The 16,386-nt window shown below is 41.2% G+C and carries 13 protein-coding genes; 5 read left to right on the top strand and 8 right to left on the bottom strand.

The window, feature by feature from the left end; genetic code table 11:
* Positions 1 to 302 precede the first annotated feature (302 nt).
* Together AAEZ02_RS20400 and AAEZ02_RS20395 are read left to right on the top strand one after the other, a co-directional pair.
* Positions 303 to 1,385 (top strand): efflux RND transporter periplasmic adaptor subunit, encoded by a 1,083-nt coding sequence (locus AAEZ02_RS20400; RefSeq protein WP_351076166.1) that lies wholly within the window; start codon positions 303 to 305, stop codon positions 1,383 to 1,385.
* The gene (locus AAEZ02_RS20395; protein ID WP_101031774.1) at positions 1,382 to 4,477 is read left to right on the top strand and encodes an efflux RND transporter permease subunit; all 3,096 of its coding nucleotides are present in this window, start codon (positions 1,382 to 1,384) and stop codon (positions 4,475 to 4,477) included. Before AAEZ02_RS20400 ends, AAEZ02_RS20395 begins: the two co-directional genes overlap by 4 nt.
* A gap of 150 nt (positions 4,478 to 4,627) precedes the next feature.
* On the opposite strand, the gene AAEZ02_RS20390 is transcribed toward AAEZ02_RS20395, so the two are convergent.
* The gene (locus AAEZ02_RS20390; RefSeq protein ID WP_101031772.1) at positions 4,628 to 5,059 is read right to left on the bottom strand and encodes a PaaI family thioesterase; all 432 of its coding nucleotides are present in this window, start codon (positions 5,057 to 5,059) and stop codon (positions 4,628 to 4,630) included.
* Positions 5,060 to 5,152: 93 nt separating this feature from the next.
* Complete coding sequence (fadE, locus tag AAEZ02_RS20385; RefSeq protein WP_124011520.1) at positions 5,153 to 7,600, bottom strand: acyl-CoA dehydrogenase FadE; 2,448 nt, start codon at positions 7,598 to 7,600, stop codon at positions 5,153 to 5,155.
* 250 nt (positions 7,601 to 7,850) lie between these two features.
* Between fadE and AAEZ02_RS20380 the strand changes: the two genes are divergently transcribed.
* Positions 7,851 to 8,627: a class II glutamine amidotransferase gene (locus tag AAEZ02_RS20380; RefSeq protein ID WP_335687483.1), complete on the top strand. Its 777-nt coding sequence runs from the start codon at positions 7,851 to 7,853 to the stop codon at positions 8,625 to 8,627.
* On the opposite strand, the gene AAEZ02_RS20375 is transcribed toward AAEZ02_RS20380, so the two are convergent.
* The 3 genes from AAEZ02_RS20375 to trhA form a co-directional block, all read right to left on the bottom strand.
* Positions 8,613 to 9,605 (bottom strand): DUF3108 domain-containing protein, encoded by a 993-nt coding sequence (locus AAEZ02_RS20375; protein ID WP_351124778.1) that lies wholly within the window; start codon positions 9,603 to 9,605, stop codon positions 8,613 to 8,615. The genes AAEZ02_RS20380 and AAEZ02_RS20375 overlap by 15 nt on opposite strands.
* A gap of 43 nt (positions 9,606 to 9,648) precedes the next feature.
* Positions 9,649 to 9,993 carry an MGMT family protein gene (locus AAEZ02_RS20370; RefSeq protein ID WP_124011518.1) on the bottom strand — a complete coding sequence of 115 codons (345 nt, stop codon included), beginning with the start codon at positions 9,991 to 9,993 and terminating at the stop codon, positions 9,649 to 9,651.
* Between the two features lie 135 nt (positions 9,994 to 10,128).
* On the bottom strand, positions 10,129 to 10,812 hold the full coding sequence (gene trhA, locus AAEZ02_RS20365; RefSeq protein WP_124011517.1) for a PAQR family membrane homeostasis protein TrhA: 684 nt from the start codon (positions 10,810 to 10,812) through the stop codon (positions 10,129 to 10,131).
* Between the two features lie 441 nt (positions 10,813 to 11,253).
* On the opposite strand from trhA, the gene AAEZ02_RS20360 reads away from it, so the two are divergent.
* Positions 11,254 to 11,907, top strand: coding sequence for a hypothetical protein (locus AAEZ02_RS20360; protein ID WP_351124775.1), 654 nt, complete (start codon positions 11,254 to 11,256; stop codon positions 11,905 to 11,907).
* A gap of 388 nt (positions 11,908 to 12,295) precedes the next feature.
* On the opposite strand, the gene rrtA is transcribed toward AAEZ02_RS20360, so the two are convergent.
* Together rrtA and queC are read right to left on the bottom strand one after the other, a co-directional pair.
* Entirely contained in the window at positions 12,296 to 12,922 is a 627-nt protein-coding gene (gene rrtA, locus AAEZ02_RS20355; RefSeq protein WP_232772044.1) for a rhombosortase, read from the bottom strand.
* Positions 12,923 to 13,118: 196 nt separating this feature from the next.
* Positions 13,119 to 13,826: a 7-cyano-7-deazaguanine synthase QueC gene (gene queC / locus AAEZ02_RS20350; protein WP_124011515.1), complete on the bottom strand. Its 708-nt coding sequence runs from the start codon at positions 13,824 to 13,826 to the stop codon at positions 13,119 to 13,121.
* A gap of 211 nt (positions 13,827 to 14,037) precedes the next feature.
* Between queC and queE the strand changes: the two genes are divergently transcribed.
* Entirely contained in the window at positions 14,038 to 14,706 is a 669-nt protein-coding gene (gene queE / locus AAEZ02_RS20345; RefSeq protein WP_124011514.1) for a 7-carboxy-7-deazaguanine synthase QueE, read from the top strand.
* 93 nt (positions 14,707 to 14,799) lie between these two features.
* On the opposite strand, the gene AAEZ02_RS20340 is transcribed toward queE, so the two are convergent.
* Positions 14,800 to 15,861 (bottom strand): PLP-dependent cysteine synthase family protein, encoded by a 1,062-nt coding sequence (locus AAEZ02_RS20340; RefSeq protein ID WP_351076152.1) that lies wholly within the window; start codon positions 15,859 to 15,861, stop codon positions 14,800 to 14,802.
* Positions 15,862 to 16,386 lie beyond the last annotated feature (525 nt).

The following is a 16,386-nucleotide window of genomic DNA, read 5'->3' as shown; positions in this document are numbered from 1 at the left end:
CTGACACGCTCGGTGATACAATTAATGATAACTTTCAGAAATTAAAACCTGCAGTTTGAATTCACTTGAGTATATATTGGATTGATATTCACATAATGCGTAAAAAGCAAAAAATATGCATTATTATTGCTTTAAAAGCACAATATAGTGCATATAATTTCGATGTGAACCTTTTGCTTGATATGTTCGTAGTTTGTAAATGAAAGTAAAACAACTTGATGTAGTTTTATTGCTAAGTACAATCATACAAGTTAAAAATCATATATATAATTCATTTAACCTTCGATGGTTACGGACCTGAAATGAAAAAGATAATTGTACTGATCGCCATAGTGTTGGCTGCGCTGTCGGCTTACTATTTAATGTTTCCTCAAGAGGCCGTCATTCAACGTCCGAGACCTATACCTAATGTGGTTGTAGCTAACGTGGCGATTATGCCTATTCGTGATGAAGTAGAAGCTTTAGGTACAGGAAAAGCGTATGAATCGATCATAGTGACATCAAAAATCACTGAAATTGTAACCAATATTAATTTTAAAGATGGTGATTTGGTCGAAAAAGGTAAGCTATTAGTGCAATTGAGAAATGACGAACATAAAGCCAAAGTGGCCGTCACTGAAATCAAATTAATTGAAAATCTACGTGAATTGGATCGTATCCGTTCATTGGTCACCAGCAAAACCATCGCAGAATTAGAACGAGACCGGTTACAAAGTTTAATCGATACCACTCGTGCGGAAGTCGAGCAAGCAAAAGCGGCACTCAATGATCGCACTATTAAAGCGCCATTTGCAGGTAAATTAGGCTTACGCCAAGTGAGTGTCGGCAGTTTGGTTACCCCTGGTGAGCAAATCAGTACGTTAGATGATGTGAGTAAAATCAAATTAGACTTTTCAGTGCCAGAACGTTTTATCCAAGAATTACAACCAGGTAAATTAGTGGAAGCCAGAGCCGTTGCTTATCCAGACCAGATATTCAAAGGCGTTGTGACCTCGATTGACAGCAGGGTTAACCCTGAAACCCGAGCGGTAGTCGTGCGTGCGGTAATGCCTAATGATGATTATAAGTTACTGCCCGGCATGCTAATGAAAGTCCGTCTTATTAAGCAAAGTCGTGAAGCATTATTGTTACCAGAAGCCGCTATTATTCCTATTCAAAACAAACATTATGTGTATGTGGTTAATGCAGAAAATAAAGTTGAACAGCAACAAGTTACCTTAGGCACCCGGACGCGAGGTTGGGTTGAAATAACCAAAGGGCTTAAGGTTGATCAGCAAGTGATTATTCGCGGTATTTTAAAAGTTCGACCTGGAGATAAGGTTCAAGTTCAACAAGCTGAAAACTTCAATTTTGCTCTTATTGAAGCAATGGAGAAGTCGGCATGATCTTAACTGACTTATCGGTTAAAAGACCGGTTTTTGCATCTGTTATTAGTATCTTACTGATTGTATTAGGTTTAGTATCATTCGGTAAATTACCCTTGCGGGAGTACCCAAATATTGATCCGCCGATTGTGTCGGTCGAGACCAGTTATCGTGGCGCCAGTGCTTCTGTCGTCGAGAGTCGAATTACCCAACTTATCGAAGACAAGATCAGTGGTGTAGAAGGGATACGTCATATTAGTTCTTCCAGTAGTGATGGCCGTTCAAATGTCACTATTGAGTTTGATATTAATCGAGATATTGAGGCTGCGACCAATGATGTGCGCGACCGCATCTCTGGTTTATTAGAGCAGCTTCCAGAAGAAGCCGATGCGCCATCCATTTACAAAGCCAACGGCAGCGACGAAGTGATTATGTGGCTGAATTTAGTGTCCGATCAAATGGATATCTTGCAGCTTACGGATTATGCCAATCGTTATTTAGTCGATCGTTTTGCCGTAATTGATGGGGTGTCGACATTACGTTTAGGTGGCGGCAAGGTGTATGCCTTGCGAATTTGGATTGACCGTCAAGCGTTAGCTTCGCGCAATCTAACCGTCTCTGATGTTGAAGATGCGTTACGCTCTGAAAATGTTGAATTGCCAGCCGGGTCAATCGAATCGAAAGATCGTCACTTTACGGTGCGCCTAGACAGGGTATTTAAAACGGCGAATGACTTTTCTAACTTAGTGATCAAGCAAGGTGAGGACGGTTATTTAATTAAATTAAGTGATGTCGCCAAAGTAGAAATTGGTTCCGAGGAAGAGCGTATTATCTTCCGAGGCAACAAAGAGGCGATGATTGGCTTAGGCGTCAGTAAACAATCTACGGCTAATACCCTGGACGTCGCGCGCGCGGCGAATATCTTGGTAGACAAGCTTAACCCAACATTGCCAGCCGGCATGAAGATTAAACGATCATATGACAGCTCAGTGTTTATTGAAGCCTCTATTGCTGAGGTTTATAAAACACTGTTTATTGCCATGGTGTTAGTTATTATCGTTATTTACTTGTTTTTAGGTTCCGTGCGAGCGATGTTAATTCCAGCCATCACTGTGCCCGTATCTTTAATGGGGACCTTTATAGTGCTATATGCACTAGGGTATACCATCAACTTACTGACATTGTTGGCGATGATCCTCGCCATTGGCATGGTGGTCGATGATGCCATTGTGATGCTCGAAAATATTCATCGACGTATTGAAGAAGGCGATTCACCGTTAAAAGCAGCCTTCTTAGGCGCGCGTGAAGTGGCATTTGCCGTGGTGGCAACAACCTTGGTACTTGTTGCTGTGTTTATGCCGATCACCTTCTTAGAGGGTGATTTAGGCAAGCTGTTTAAAGAGTTTGCGGTCACCATGAGCGCGGCAGTGATTTTTTCCAGTATTGTGGCGTTAACGTTAAGCCCGATGATGTGCTCAAAATTATTAAAACCCGCAAACCAAGACCCGTGGTTAGTTAAACAAGTCGATAAGATGATGAGTAAGCTATCAAGTTGGTATTTGATAAGTTTACAAGCGGGCATGAAAAAACCGATTTTAGTGTCATTAATTGTACTGTTCTCGTTTGCATTAAGTGGGTTTTTATTGAATAAAATCCCCCAAGAATTTGCCCCACAAGAAGACCGGGGTTCTATGTTTTTAATTGTTAATGGTCCTCAAGGCGCAAGCTTTGAATACATTGAAAAATACATGGATGAAGTCGAAGGTCGGTTAATGCCACTGGTTGAAAGCGGCGAAATTAAGCGCTTATTGATCCGTGCCCCTCGTGGTTTTGGAACCTCTGCTGATTTTTCAAATGGTATGGCGATCATTGTGCTCGAAGATTGGGCTGAGCGCCGCAGTGCTAATGAAATTATTGTCGATATCCGTAATCGCTTATCAGATTTAGCCGGCATTCGTGCTTTCCCGATTATGCGCCAAGCGTTTGGTCGCGGTGTGGGTAAACCTGTGCAGTTTGTTATCGGTGGTCCAAGCTACGAAGAACTGGCGGAGTGGCGTGATATTATGCTTGATAAAGCCAAAGAGAATCATAAAATCATTGGTTTAGATCACGATTATCAAGAAACCAAACCACAGTTGAGAGTGGTAATTGATCGGGAACGCGCGGCAGATTTAGGTGTGTCGATTTCCCATATTGGCAGAACATTAGAGTCAATGCTGGGGTCGCGCTTGGTCACAACCTTTATGCGCGATGGCGAGGAGTATGATGTTATTGTTGAAGGTAATCGTGATAATCAAAGTACTGCGACTGATATGGAGAACATTTATGTTCGTTCTGACCGCTCGCAAGAACTGATCCCGTTATCAAACTTAGTCTCGGTTGAAGAGTTTGCCGATGCGAGTTCGTTAAATCGCTACAATCGTATGCGTGCCATCACGTTAGAAGCCAACTTAGCAGATGATTATACTCTGGGTGAATCGTTAGATTATCTCAATGAACTTGCTGTGACGTATTTACCTGCAGAAGCGGTGATCAGTTATAAAGGTCCATCGTTAGATTACCAAGAGTCGGGTAACTCGATGAACTTTGTATTCTTACTAGCATTGGGAATTGTTTTTTTAGTGCTTGCGGCACAGTTTGAAAGCTATATTCATCCTTTGGTGATTATGTTAACTGTACCACTCGCGACTTTAGGTGCGCTAATTGGGTTATGGTTTACAGACCAAAGTATCAATATTTACAGTCAAATTGGAATTATCATGCTGGTTGGCTTGGCTGCTAAAAACGGTATCTTAATCGTTGAATTTGCCAATCAATTACGCGACCGAGGTGTTGAGTTTCAACAAGCGATTTTACAAGCTTCGACTCAACGTTTACGGCCCATTTTAATGACCGGTATTACCACTGCTGCAGGCGCTATTCCATTAGTGTTGTCCAGTGGAGCAGGGGCTGAAACTCGATTTGTAATAGGGGTAGTGGTGTTGTCAGGTATTTTACTGGCGACTTTCTTTACCTTGATTGTTATTCCTGTTGCTTATAGCTTATTTGCCCGTAATAGCAGCTCACCGCAAGCGGTGGCGAAGCAGTTAGAAATAGAATTACAAGACGACTAACTTTACTTTTTTGAGTGATGTCAAAAGCCAGTTATGCAAATGACTGGCTTTTTAGCTTTTTCGGCGGCAGTTTAATCGACGATTTTATTGTGGTTGCGATCTCTTTATAGGTGACTTTATGGTGACCGGGTCATTCTTATAGAGAAATAGCTATGCGCCACGTAAAATTAAGCAGCTTGCTGTTGCCGTGGCCAATAGTTTGCCGTCTTCAGTGGTTAATGTTGCTTCAGCAATGCCCAATGATGTAGACAAGTTCATCACGCTACCTTTGGCTAATAAACGTTGTTTTTGCGGTACTGGGCGGACCATCTTAATGTTTAAATCTATGGTTGAATAGCCGACACCAGCAGGCAAGGCTGAATGAACTGCACATGCCGTTGCCGAGTCTAATACCGTGGCGGCAAAACCACCATGAACGCCACCCATAGGGTTTAAGTGACGCTCATCAGCGAAGGCCTCGAAGGTAACCGATCCTTGGCTCACTTCAATGGCCGTCATTGGCATGGTTTTGGTGATGGAGGGAGCTGGGATATCGCCATTGAGCATGGCTTGCATTAATTGTAATCCGGTAAAGTGCTTCATGTTAACCCTTTGTCTATCTGAACAATCTGTAGCAATAAAAAAGGGTAAAGCTTGCGCTTTACCCTTTTTACTTTAGGTTTATAACCTAGGCAGCTAGGCTGCTTTTTCTCGCTTAGCTTTAGGCGCTAGTTGCGCGCGGAGCTCATCGGTATCGAAGTCATCAACGTTAATTGATTTCAAACGACCAATTTCAGCTCGTTCAAGTAAAGCGATTTCGCTGTCGCTTAACACACCAAGCGCTTTACCTTCTGCAGCAACTTTGTCTAACCACATAAATGGTAGACGTTTACCGGCAGCTTTACAGACTTTGTCATACAGTGGTTCTGCAGCTAGGATATCCTTAAACGTTTGTTCTTGGATACCAACAGGATTGAACTCAGATGGCGTCCAGAACTGGCCTTTACCTAAACGGTCACGGCTAGCACAGGGGGTTTGCATAATCTTAGCTACTTTGTGATCTAATACATCACTTGGACGCTTAATTGGACGACCGAATGGGAAGATCACCGCACGAAGCGCAATGCCTAAGCCCATTGGGAAGTTGTTAAGCAAGTCATCTAACGAATCTTGTAACTTGTATAACGAATCTTCAACAGCCCATTGCACTAACGGTAAATCTTCAGTTAAACGGCCATCGTCTTGATAACGTTTTAATGTGGCAGAGGTTAGGTACAGCTGACTTAACAAGTCACCTAAACGAGCAGAAATACGCTCTTTACGTTTTAGGTTGCCACCAAGGGTTGCCATCGCTAAATCAGATAATAATGCTAAGTTAGCACTGAAACGGTTCATCTGTTGATAATAACGTTTAGTTTTATCTGAGTAAGGGCTATTGGAGAAACGAGATGAGGTTAAGCCCATCCAGAAGCTACGAATGAAGTTAGATGTTGCAAAACCAATATGACCAAATATCGCGGCGTCAAAGTTAGCTAAACCACGGTTTGCATCCGTATCAAATGCAGACTCCATTTCGGCCAATACATATGGGTGGCAGCGTATTGCGCCTTGACCATAAATGATCATTGAACGAGTCAGTATGTTTGCACCTTCTACGGTAATTGCAATCGGTGCTGCTTGATAGCCACGGCCTAAATAGTTATTAGGGCCAAGACAAACACCTTTACCACCATGAATGTCCATTGCATCAATAACACACTTTTGCATTCTGTCGGTTAAGTGGTACTTAACGATGGCAGAAATCACCGAAGGTTTTTCACCTAAATCGATAGCAGTAGTCGTTAATGTGGCAACAGCATCCATTAAGTATGCGTTACCACCAATACGCGCCATTGGCTCTTCAATACCTTCTAACTTACCGATAGGTAATTTAAATTGGCGGCGAATACGAGCGTAAGCTCCAGTCGCTACCGCGGCGGTTTTTACTCCACCGGCTGAGTTTGAGGGTAGGGTAATACCACGACCCACTGACAAACATTCAACCAACATTCTCCACCCTTGGCCTGCCATTTCTGGACCACCAATAATGAAGCTTAATGGCACAAACACTTCGTTTCCGCGTGTTGGACCATTTTGGAACATACAGTTCAATGGGAAGTGACGACGGCCGGTTTCAACACCAGGAACATCCGTAGGGATAAGCGCACAAGTAATGCCTAATTCTTCTTTGTCACCTAAAAGGTGATCAGGGTCGCGTAGTTTAAATGCAAGACCTAATACGGTCGCGACAGGTGCTAACGTAATATAACGTTTGTTCCACGTTAGTTTCATGCCAAGAACTTCTTCGCCTTGGAATTCACCTTTACATACAACGCCGAAATCTGGGATTGAACCAGCATCACTGCCTGCTTCAGGGCTCGTTAATGCAAAACATGGCACTTCTAAGCCTTTCGCTAAACGTGGTAAGTAATGATCTTGCTGATCTTTAGTACCGTAATGTTGCAATAGCTCGCCAGGGCCTAGTGAATTGGGTACGCCTACTGTAGAGGCTAGTTCGCTACTCACGCCGGCCAACTTTTGTAACACACATGATTGAGCATAAGCTGAATATTCAAGACCACCGAATTTTTTCTTGATGATCATCGCGAAGAAGCCATGATCTTTTAAGAATTGCCAGATCTCCGGTGGTAAATCCCCAAGCACATGAGACACTTCATGTTGATTAAGCATTTTACAGACTTCTTCAACCGGACCATCTAGGAATGCTTGTTCATCGGCAGTTAACCGTGCTTTTGGGTAGTTGTGTAATTTGCTCCAGTTAGGGTTACCGGCAAACAAATCTGCTTCCCACCACGTAGTACCAGCTTCAATGGCTTCTTTTTCTGTTGAAGACATCTCTGGCATAATACCGCGATACACTTTTATCAGTGGGCGACTGATAAAATTCTGCCTGAATGATTTGATATTGAGTGGCAGTGCAATAACAATGAAAATAATCCATGCAATTACACCAGTAATGTCTAAAGTGCTACCGACAACGAGCACAATGGCTGCTGCAACTGTGGTTGATAGTAGGGATACCCTTAGGTATGCCATAGCGCCGAGCACAAAGATCATCGCGATGATCCAAAGTAGGGTGGTCAATGTACTTCTCCTTAAAACTATTCAAAATAGGTAATGAATAGCCCGTCAATTGTTGATCTTATTCACAGATTCGATCGTGGTCAGACCTGTGTCACGTAAAAGTTAACCTTATGCAGACTCGATTACAAGTGTTTTTCAAACAATTGTTTAAATATTTGTGTGACAGAAATATTCCACTCAATAAGCTTAGTATATACAATACGTTTATAAGAAGTGTTTAGCTCAATATGGCAATAAAAAGGCAAGGTTAATGTGTGAATTACTGGCGATGAGTGCCAATGTACCAACGGATATTGTATTTAGTTTTACGGGCTTAGCTGAGCGCGGTGGGGTAACGGGTCCTCATGTTGATGGCTGGGGGATTACCTTCTATGAAGGCAAAGGACACCGCACCTTTAAAGATGCTTGTCCTAGCAGTAAGTCACATATTGCAGAGCTCATTAAGTCATATCCAATTAAAAGTGAAATAGTGATCAGTCATATTCGCCAGGCAAATCGAGGCTGTGTGTCCTTGGTCAATACTCACCCATTTAGTCGTGAGCTTTGGGGCCGTTATTGGACCTATGTGCATAATGGTCAATTAACTGATTATCAGACTAAATTTATCGTGTCACGGTTTCAACCTGTTGGAGAAACTGACAGTGAACTGGCTTTCTGCTGGATATTGGAATCTGTGGTCAATAAATTTGGTGAGTATGAACCTGACAATATGAATGAGGTGTTTGAGTATATTGGCCAACTTGCCGATGAAATAAGACAACTAGGTGTATTTAATATGTTGCTCAGTAACGGCATAGACTTAATGACTTACTGTACCAATAATTTATGCCACATCACTCGCCGAGCTCCATTTGGAAAGGCAACCTTGATCGATACCGATGTGGTCATCGATTTTAGTCAAGAAACCACCCCCAATGACGTGGTGACAGTAATTGCCACCCGACCGTTAACCAATAATGAAAATTGGGTTATTTTACAGCCAGGTGAGTGGACGTTATTCCGTAAAGGTGAGTTAATCCGTCGCTAATTGCTTAATGTTGTCTAATTCTGACTCACTGATGCCTGCGTCATTTTCAGCATCTGCCACTAGTTTATCAAGCGCTGCTGAACCTTCATGCTCAGGACCATCAATGAGCACGGGGGTCATTGGTGGCAATGCTTGTTCAAATTGATAGCTTGCTAGCTGAATATCCAGTTGCTTGCTGCCTTTTGAAAAATGACTTAATCGCACCGGTAGATAAGCTAAATCTGGTGCCATCCAGAAAAATGTCTGTCTTTTGGTACTATCGCGAACAACTTCAACCTTAACCGTATCGTAAGTGCCGCTTTCTATGATGACTTTTTCTTTGCCTAATACTCTAAATTGATAGTCATCGACTTCTTTTTCTTTAACCATTTTATAATCTAACGGTCTTATATTTGCAGCGAGATCCATTCTAAATTGTAATTGCACCATTAAAGGATCAAATACTTTTTCTTCGTATGGCAGTTTTAATGCTTCCTGCTTATAGATGGTATGAATAAATTGTTGGGCTTTGGCAAATGCAGTCTGTTCTGTGTAATCACTGCCTGTACCTGTCCGTTCATGTATGTATCTAAATGGCACCAATTTACCATCTTCTAGGGTGAACTCGCTTTTAAGGTGACGTTGATCAGACAGTATGAATAAACTGACATCGCTATCAAAATGATAACTGTAAAAACCGCTATCGGTTGCAGGTAAGCGATAATTTGCTACACCTAATTCAATGCTGCCATAAAATACGTTGTAATTAGCGGTGTGGGCCGTCAAGGGTGATAAAATAGCCGCTTTTTGGATACCACTTAATGCCGCAGTTGGATTAACTTGTTCACCTTGTTTTCCGATAACAGCGGTTTGTGACACACCTAATGGCTCCGTCATCTCAGCATCTGAAGTCAGCGGTTGGTTGTCAGAGGCGTGTGCGAAAATCACAGGACTAATACACAAGATCAACGTGAATAAGCGAGTTAATTTATTTGCCAATGTATAATTACCTTAAAGTATAAAAACAGTTAACAATCTGATATTAAAAGGGTAATGTCATTACCAATGTGGCAATATCAGGTTTCCATTGATATTGAGACAATGAAATCTTGCCTGCGTTCACTTCTATACCTTCTAATCTTAATAATTCTTGTTGGGTTCGAAAAGGTTCAGTATTGTTAGCGAATGATATTTTTCCTTGGCTGTTAATGACACGATGCCATGGTAATGCTAATGATTGTGGTGCTAATTTTAGGGCTCGTGATACGTAACGCGCCCGTCCTGGTAATCCCGCTAAATCGGCGGCTATGCCATAAGGTAATACATTGCCTTTGGGGATGAGGTTAACAATAAACCAGATACGCTCCATCGAAGAAAGGGTTGCCATTACATTCCAAACAAAGATGCTTTAGACGCAATAATGATTAAATATTGAATATTAGGCAAGGATAATAAAAATAGCATCAAGTGTACAATCGCAATATAGGTGATAGCGAGGATATAATAACTGTATTATCAACGTTTAGAGTACCGTTAAGTAGATACATAAAAAGTGTGACACCGCGCCGCCGAGCACAAACAAGTGCCATATAGCATGATTAAAGGGAATACGTTTTCCAATATAAAATATCACTCCCAGACTATAAAATAAGCCCCCCGCGAATAATAAGCCTAAACCTACATCACTCATGTGTTGGTTTAAATCGCTGATTACGGTGACACATAACCAACCCATCACTAAATATAACACCACACTAAACGCTTTAAATCGCCCGATAAATAAGGTTTTAAAAATAATACCGCCAAGTGCCAACGCCCAAATGGCGATAAGTACCCTTGTAGCTTGTGGGCTTTGAAGGCTTATCAACATCATTGGGGTATAAGTGCCAGCGATGAGGGTATAAATGGCACAATGATCTGCCATCTTAAAACGGCGACGCCAAAGTGTTGTTTTACTTGAATGGTACAATGTTGAGGCCAAAAACAGCGCAATAATACTAATGCCATAGATAAACACACCGGCTAATTGTATGAATGATAAGTGTGCAGGGGCTTTGGTTAACATTAGGATTAAGCCGACTATTCCCGCTAAGATACCTAAGCCATGGGAAAGACTGTTTGCTGTTTCTTCTTTGTGACAATAGTCAGAAGCAGTATGAGTTAAGTTATCTTGATGAGCTGACGATGTGGCTATGGATGAATTCATGATTGTCCGTTGTGTTGTTGAATGGAAATGAATCGAAATCAAGTCTAACAGTGTCCAACTACAATAGCATTAAATTGGTGAACACGTGTAAGCTGAATATGATCCTTGGGTCTACATCCGTTTGAACTGCTATAGCTGTAGTACAAAAAATAGCAAGATAGTTTGTTCATACAAGCTAATAATCTCGACGCTGCCACTGTAAAGGTTAGACATATGACGCAAACATTAAGGCTGTTCGTTGTGCTAAAACCCTATCGCAGGATAGCATGCAACAACCTTTTATGATGTACAGCTAACAGTGCATTGAGTTAAGTGAAGTGTCCATTGGTCGTTATGTTTAACTTAATTAATCTTACTGTGTGTCGCTTATGCGGTGATTAACGCTATACTATGGCAATGAAACCTGTATTACTTTATTCATAATTATTTTATAAGTATCCTATGGCCAATCCTACGCGAAATGTCCACGCTAACACTGATGAGTCCTCTGTGTGGGGTAATGAAACCGCTCAAGTTAATGAGATTGCTAAGATTGACTTTAATGAAGATATGACACCTTTTATTGATCCTCAACAACAGGATGTCGATGACAGTCAACTTCATGCTCATCAACAACGAGTTGCGAATAAGATTAAACTGCAATTATTGGGGGCAACTCAGTCTCAACATAATTTGGCAGCGCCTGGAATGACTGAGATAGATGCAGAAACAGAAACAGATACAGCCCCAATAGGCTCTGTTGTTAATAAGCTTATTACCCGAATAATGACATCAACAAATGCAATGATTATTGTTGTTACGGTACACGTGTTACTGATTATTTTTGCGAGCATTTATTGGAAAGTCGATGTTGGTGGTTTACTCGATATTCCGCTAACCGATGCCGCAAGTCGCAATCAAGCTAAGCCTTTACCCCCACTTAAAAGTTACCTCATCACCCAAGCCGAGTATGACAAATTGGTTGAGCGAGCTAATCTCAAATCGAATGCAACCAATAATACGGCAATAATAGATGTACCTGTTACTGAGGTTATCAATAATGATGTGGTACAAGCGCCTGAAAAGGCAATGTCTAGCACTGATCAGCGCAAGTAACCGTCACTGAGTTAGTCTTTCCGAGTTGGCACCCGTCACCAGTAATCTAGATAAGCTTGATTGTCTGCAAAAAGGTTAATGCTTCAATGTGTTGATTGGATCAAATTGGTTCTAGACCGCTTCGATACAGTAGTCTATTGATATTCTTGCTGCGCACTGACTTGTGATCAATACTGACTTGTGATCGATACTAGGTCGAGAGTGTTACCGGTAGCTAAAGCATCAGTGGCATGGCTTATGTGATAAAAGTGCAATAGCGGAGCAAAGTTTAAACGGTGTTAAATGAGCCTTTGCTTGTTTGTTGAACGGCAATGAATAGTCACTTCAATCAACGAAAATTGGTTGAAGTGTAATTGAGCTGAATATGCTCAATAAGGCGAAGCGGAGATTATACTTTTTTATACTTAAAACGGTGAACGACACTAGACCAGCATAATGCACAGATCATCCCACTGATTAAGCCGACAAAATGGGATTCAGTGGCAACTCGCGCATTAATCAATTGAGTAATGCTATCGCTCGCACCAAATAATTGCTCATATCCCACTTTGATGATGACACCGAGCAAGAGTAAATAACCTGAACGATAACCTCTGCGGATATCCATTACCGCGCCAAATACAAATAAGCCATGTAATAATCCACTTAGCCCCACATAGGCTTTCAAGCTAGGATAAAAAATATATAAGCCTATGCCCTCTAACAGGCATAAACTGAAAAAAAGCAGCAATAATTTACCGGCGTGCTGCTTATAATGAACTTCATGGAGGAAGATAATGACCCAGAAACCGGCTAAATTCATTAGCAAGTGCCATAAATTAGTATGCAGCAGGTTACCGGTGATTAATCGCCAAACTTGACCATGAGCAATTGCGTCATACTGATAACTGAAATACTGATCAGTAGGCCAAAATGAAGGCGAAGGTAAATCTGCCGCAAAAAGCCCAATACAAATGAGGCTGATCACCACAACAACATGATATAGGCCAACAGTGTTTGATTTATGTTTTAACAAAATATCCTCTATACTCACCGTCAAATTTCAGTCAAGCCAATTTGTTTTGAAGACACTGAGTTAACTGTAGCGCAAAAAGGTTATTTTGAGTTAACCCTATGTCGTTTTGGTATCTTAATGAAAAATAATGCAATAACAACAGAGGGATATTAAAGTGTAAACCTCTGTTGTTAGTTAAAGAGTGTGAACGATATGGTCATATTTTATTGTTTAACGATGTCATGACTGATTGACTATTTTGCAGATAATCATCTAAGCCTCGTTGACGCAGTAAACATGCAGGACAATCTCCACAGCCCTCACCAATAATACCGTTATAACAAGTTAACGTTTGTTGTTGCACTAAGGCTAATTGATGATATTTGTCTGCCAATGCCCATGTTTCAGCTTTATTGAGCCACATTAGTGGGGTAACGATTTTAATCGGTTTGTCCATACCTAAAGCTAAAGACGATTGCATCGATTGAATAAACTCGTTACGACAATCTGGATATCCGGAAAAATCCGTTTCACATACGCCAGTAATGATAACCTCACAACCAAGTTGATAAGCATAAATACCCGCTAAGGTTAAAAATAGTATATTACGCCCAGGCACAAAGGTATTTGGCAAACCATTATTCATCAAATCATGTGATACGGGAATGGCGTCACGCGTTAACGCAGAAATGGCCAACTCGTTTAACAAGGTAGCATCCATGACTTTATGGCTTGCTAATTTCAACTCTGTTGCCAATGATTTTGCCACTTCTATTTCTTGACGATGACGTTGACCATAATCAAAAGTGATCCCATGTACTTCATCATATTGTGATAAAGCTTGGATAACACAAGTAGTTGAATCTTGACCGCCACTGAAAACAACAAGGGCTTTAGTTGGTGGGTTTTGCTTTGCATCTGGCATGGATATACTCATTAACGTACTGAACTGACGGGTAAGATCGGTGTGATCAACGCTTAGTGGTTCAAGTAAATAGAAATGATATTTTACCTAAGGCAGACCCAACTGCAAAGCCATAGGTGTAAATACTTGCAGCTAATGGCAAAATACTCTATAAATGCCGCCCCGTTGAAAGTCAGGTAGCCGATACTTGTCGCTAAAAGTAAGGTAAACGATGAAATATCCCATTAACGAAGTATTTGAAACAATACAAGGTGAGGGCTCATATACTGGTGTTGCTGCACTGTTCGTGCGCTTACAGGGCTGTCCTGTGGGTTGTGCATGGTGTGATACTAAGCAAACTTGGGATGTATTACCTGAAAATAAAGTTACTGCGGATCAAGTTATTCAAGTGGATGGCACCCTCGGTCGATGGGCTGATCATACTGGGCAAACATTATTGCAAGCGTTCACAGAGAAAGGATTTACGGCTAAGCACATAGTGTTAACCGGTGGTGAGCCGTGCTTGTATGATTTAACAGAGTTAACTACCGACTTTATAGAGGCTGGTTATAAGATCCAGATTGAAACCAGTGGTACTTTTGAAGTGAAATGCCATGCTAAGGTTTGGGTAACTGTATCACCTAAAATCAATATGAAAGGTGGATACAAGGTGCTCGAACAAGCATTAAACCGCGCAAATGAAATTAAACATCCGATCGCCACAGAATATCATATTGAAGAATTAGATGAGCTATTGCGAAATATTGATGTCAGCGATAAAACCATTTGTTTGCAACCGATCAGCCAAAAGGCCCGCGCGACAGAACTTGCAATAAAAGTATGTATTAGTCGTAATTGGCGATTATCTATCCAAACACACAAATATTTGAATATCGATTAGCAGGTATTTATTTCAGGCACAATTGTGTCAACACAGTTGTGCCATAAAAAAGCCGTTGAACACAGGTTCAACGGCTTTTTTATGTTCGGATAGTTAACTCAGTAAACCTGTGTCATTAAACGCGGTCAGTTTTTCTCGATAGTGCTCAAAACAACCAATGTTGTCCTCAATCCATTGTGGATTGTAATAGGTATCTAGATAACGCTCTCCGGCATCACAAATCAAGGTCACAATCGAGCCAGTTTGACCGGCACTTCGCATCTGCGATGCCAGCAACAATGCGCCGTATAAGTTTGTGCCGGTTGACGCACCGGTTTTACGCCCGATGAGTTGTTCTAACCACTGAATCGTTGCGATTGAGGCGGCATCAGGGATTTTAATCATGCTATCAATCACACCAGCAATAAAAGACGGTTCAACGCGAGGTCGACCAATGCCTTCAATTTTACTGCTTTTATCACTAACCAGAGTGGCATCACCACTGTGAAAGTAATCATAAAATACTGAATTTTCTGGGTCAACGACGCACAGTTGTGTTTGTTGTTGTTGATAACGAATGTAGCGGCCAATGGTGGCACTTGTACCTCCAGTACCAGGGCTCATGACAATCCAACTTGGAATTGGATGAGGTTCTCTTTCCATCTGATTAAAAATCGAGTCAGCAATATTGTTATTACCCCGCCAATCTGTTGCGCGTTCAGCATAAGTGAATTGGTCCATATAATGACCCTTTAACTCAGTGGCTAACCTTTCTGATTCTGCATACATTTGACTGCCATTATCGACAAAATGGCATTGAGCACCATAGAATTCAATTTGTTGGATTTTTTTCTTGGCGGTAGAAGTTGGCATCACTGCGATAAAAGGTAATCCGAGTAATCTTGCAAAATAGGCTTCCGAAACGGCGGTGCTGCCAGAGGAGGATTCAATAATCGGGGTATCTTTTTTTATCCAGCCATTACAGAGCGCATACAGAAATAGTGATCGAGCTAAGCGATGTTTTAAGCTACCAGTGGGGTGAGTACTCTCATCTTTTAAATAAATGTCTATTCCATCAAGTTGTGGAAGATCTAATTTTATAAGATGCGTATCTGCAGAACGTTGATAATCGGCTTCTATTTTTGCGATGGCCTGATTGACCCAAGTAGATGACATGCAATTGCACCCGTTATTCCAAAAAGGAATAAATAATAACTAAAATATAAACTTAAGAGTAGTGTTTATCGACACAAGGAAACAATTATTATTGAATAACGGCGATGAAGGGCAATATTGTTGAGATCAGCTAATCACACAACAATTAGAACAACAATTAAAACAACAATTAGTGCACAAGTAACCCAGTAGTGAGTACAAGTACTACCACAATAAATAACACAATAGTTATCACAACAGATTGTTAGTACAACAGATTGTTAGTACAACAGATAGTGAGTACAACAGATAGTGAGTACAACAGATAGTGGTGTAAACAGACTATAACTTGGATGACATAAATTGGTCTAGATGAGGTCGACAAAGCGCAGATAGGGAAATATTTTTAACAAGGGTAAATAAGCTACAGGACACAGTAATAAAACAGCGTTGAATTAAAGTAAGATGTAAAATGGTGGAGGGAGAAGGATTCGAACCTTCGAAGGCTGAGCCGTCAGATTTACAGTCTGATCCCTTTGGCCACTC

This window comes from Shewanella sp. T24-MNA-CIBAN-0130 (assembly GCF_040310185.1).
Lineage (GTDB): Bacteria > Pseudomonadota > Gammaproteobacteria > Enterobacterales > Shewanellaceae > Shewanella > Shewanella psychromarinicola.
The sequence above is the reverse complement of the archived record's forward strand: the minus strand, read 5'-3'. Positions and strand labels throughout refer to the sequence as shown.

Coding starts and splice junctions, on each gene's coding strand:
- AAEZ02_RS20400 (WP_351076166.1), top strand. CDS start 303: ATGAAAAAGATAATTGTACTGATCGCCATAGTGTTGGCTGCGCTGTCG.
- AAEZ02_RS20395 (WP_101031774.1), top strand. CDS start 1,382: ATGATCTTAACTGACTTATCGGTTAAAAGACCGGTTTTTGCATCTGTT.
- AAEZ02_RS20390 (WP_101031772.1), bottom strand. CDS start 5,059: ATGAAGCACTTTACCGGATTACAATTAATGCAAGCCATGCTCAATGGC.
- AAEZ02_RS20380 (WP_335687483.1), top strand. CDS start 7,851: ATGTGTGAATTACTGGCGATGAGTGCCAATGTACCAACGGATATTGTA.
- AAEZ02_RS20370 (WP_124011518.1), bottom strand. CDS start 9,993: ATGGCAACCCTTTCTTCGATGGAGCGTATCTGGTTTATTGTTAACCTC.
- trhA (WP_124011517.1), bottom strand. CDS start 10,812: ATGAATTCATCCATAGCCACATCGTCAGCTCATCAAGATAACTTAACT.
- AAEZ02_RS20360 (WP_351124775.1), top strand. CDS start 11,254: ATGGCCAATCCTACGCGAAATGTCCACGCTAACACTGATGAGTCCTCT.
- queC (WP_124011515.1), bottom strand. CDS start 13,826: ATGCCAGATGCAAAGCAAAACCCACCAACTAAAGCCCTTGTTGTTTTC.
- queE (WP_124011514.1), top strand. CDS start 14,038: ATGAAATATCCCATTAACGAAGTATTTGAAACAATACAAGGTGAGGGC.
- AAEZ02_RS20340 (WP_351076152.1), bottom strand. CDS start 15,861: ATGTCATCTACTTGGGTCAATCAGGCCATCGCAAAAATAGAAGCCGAT.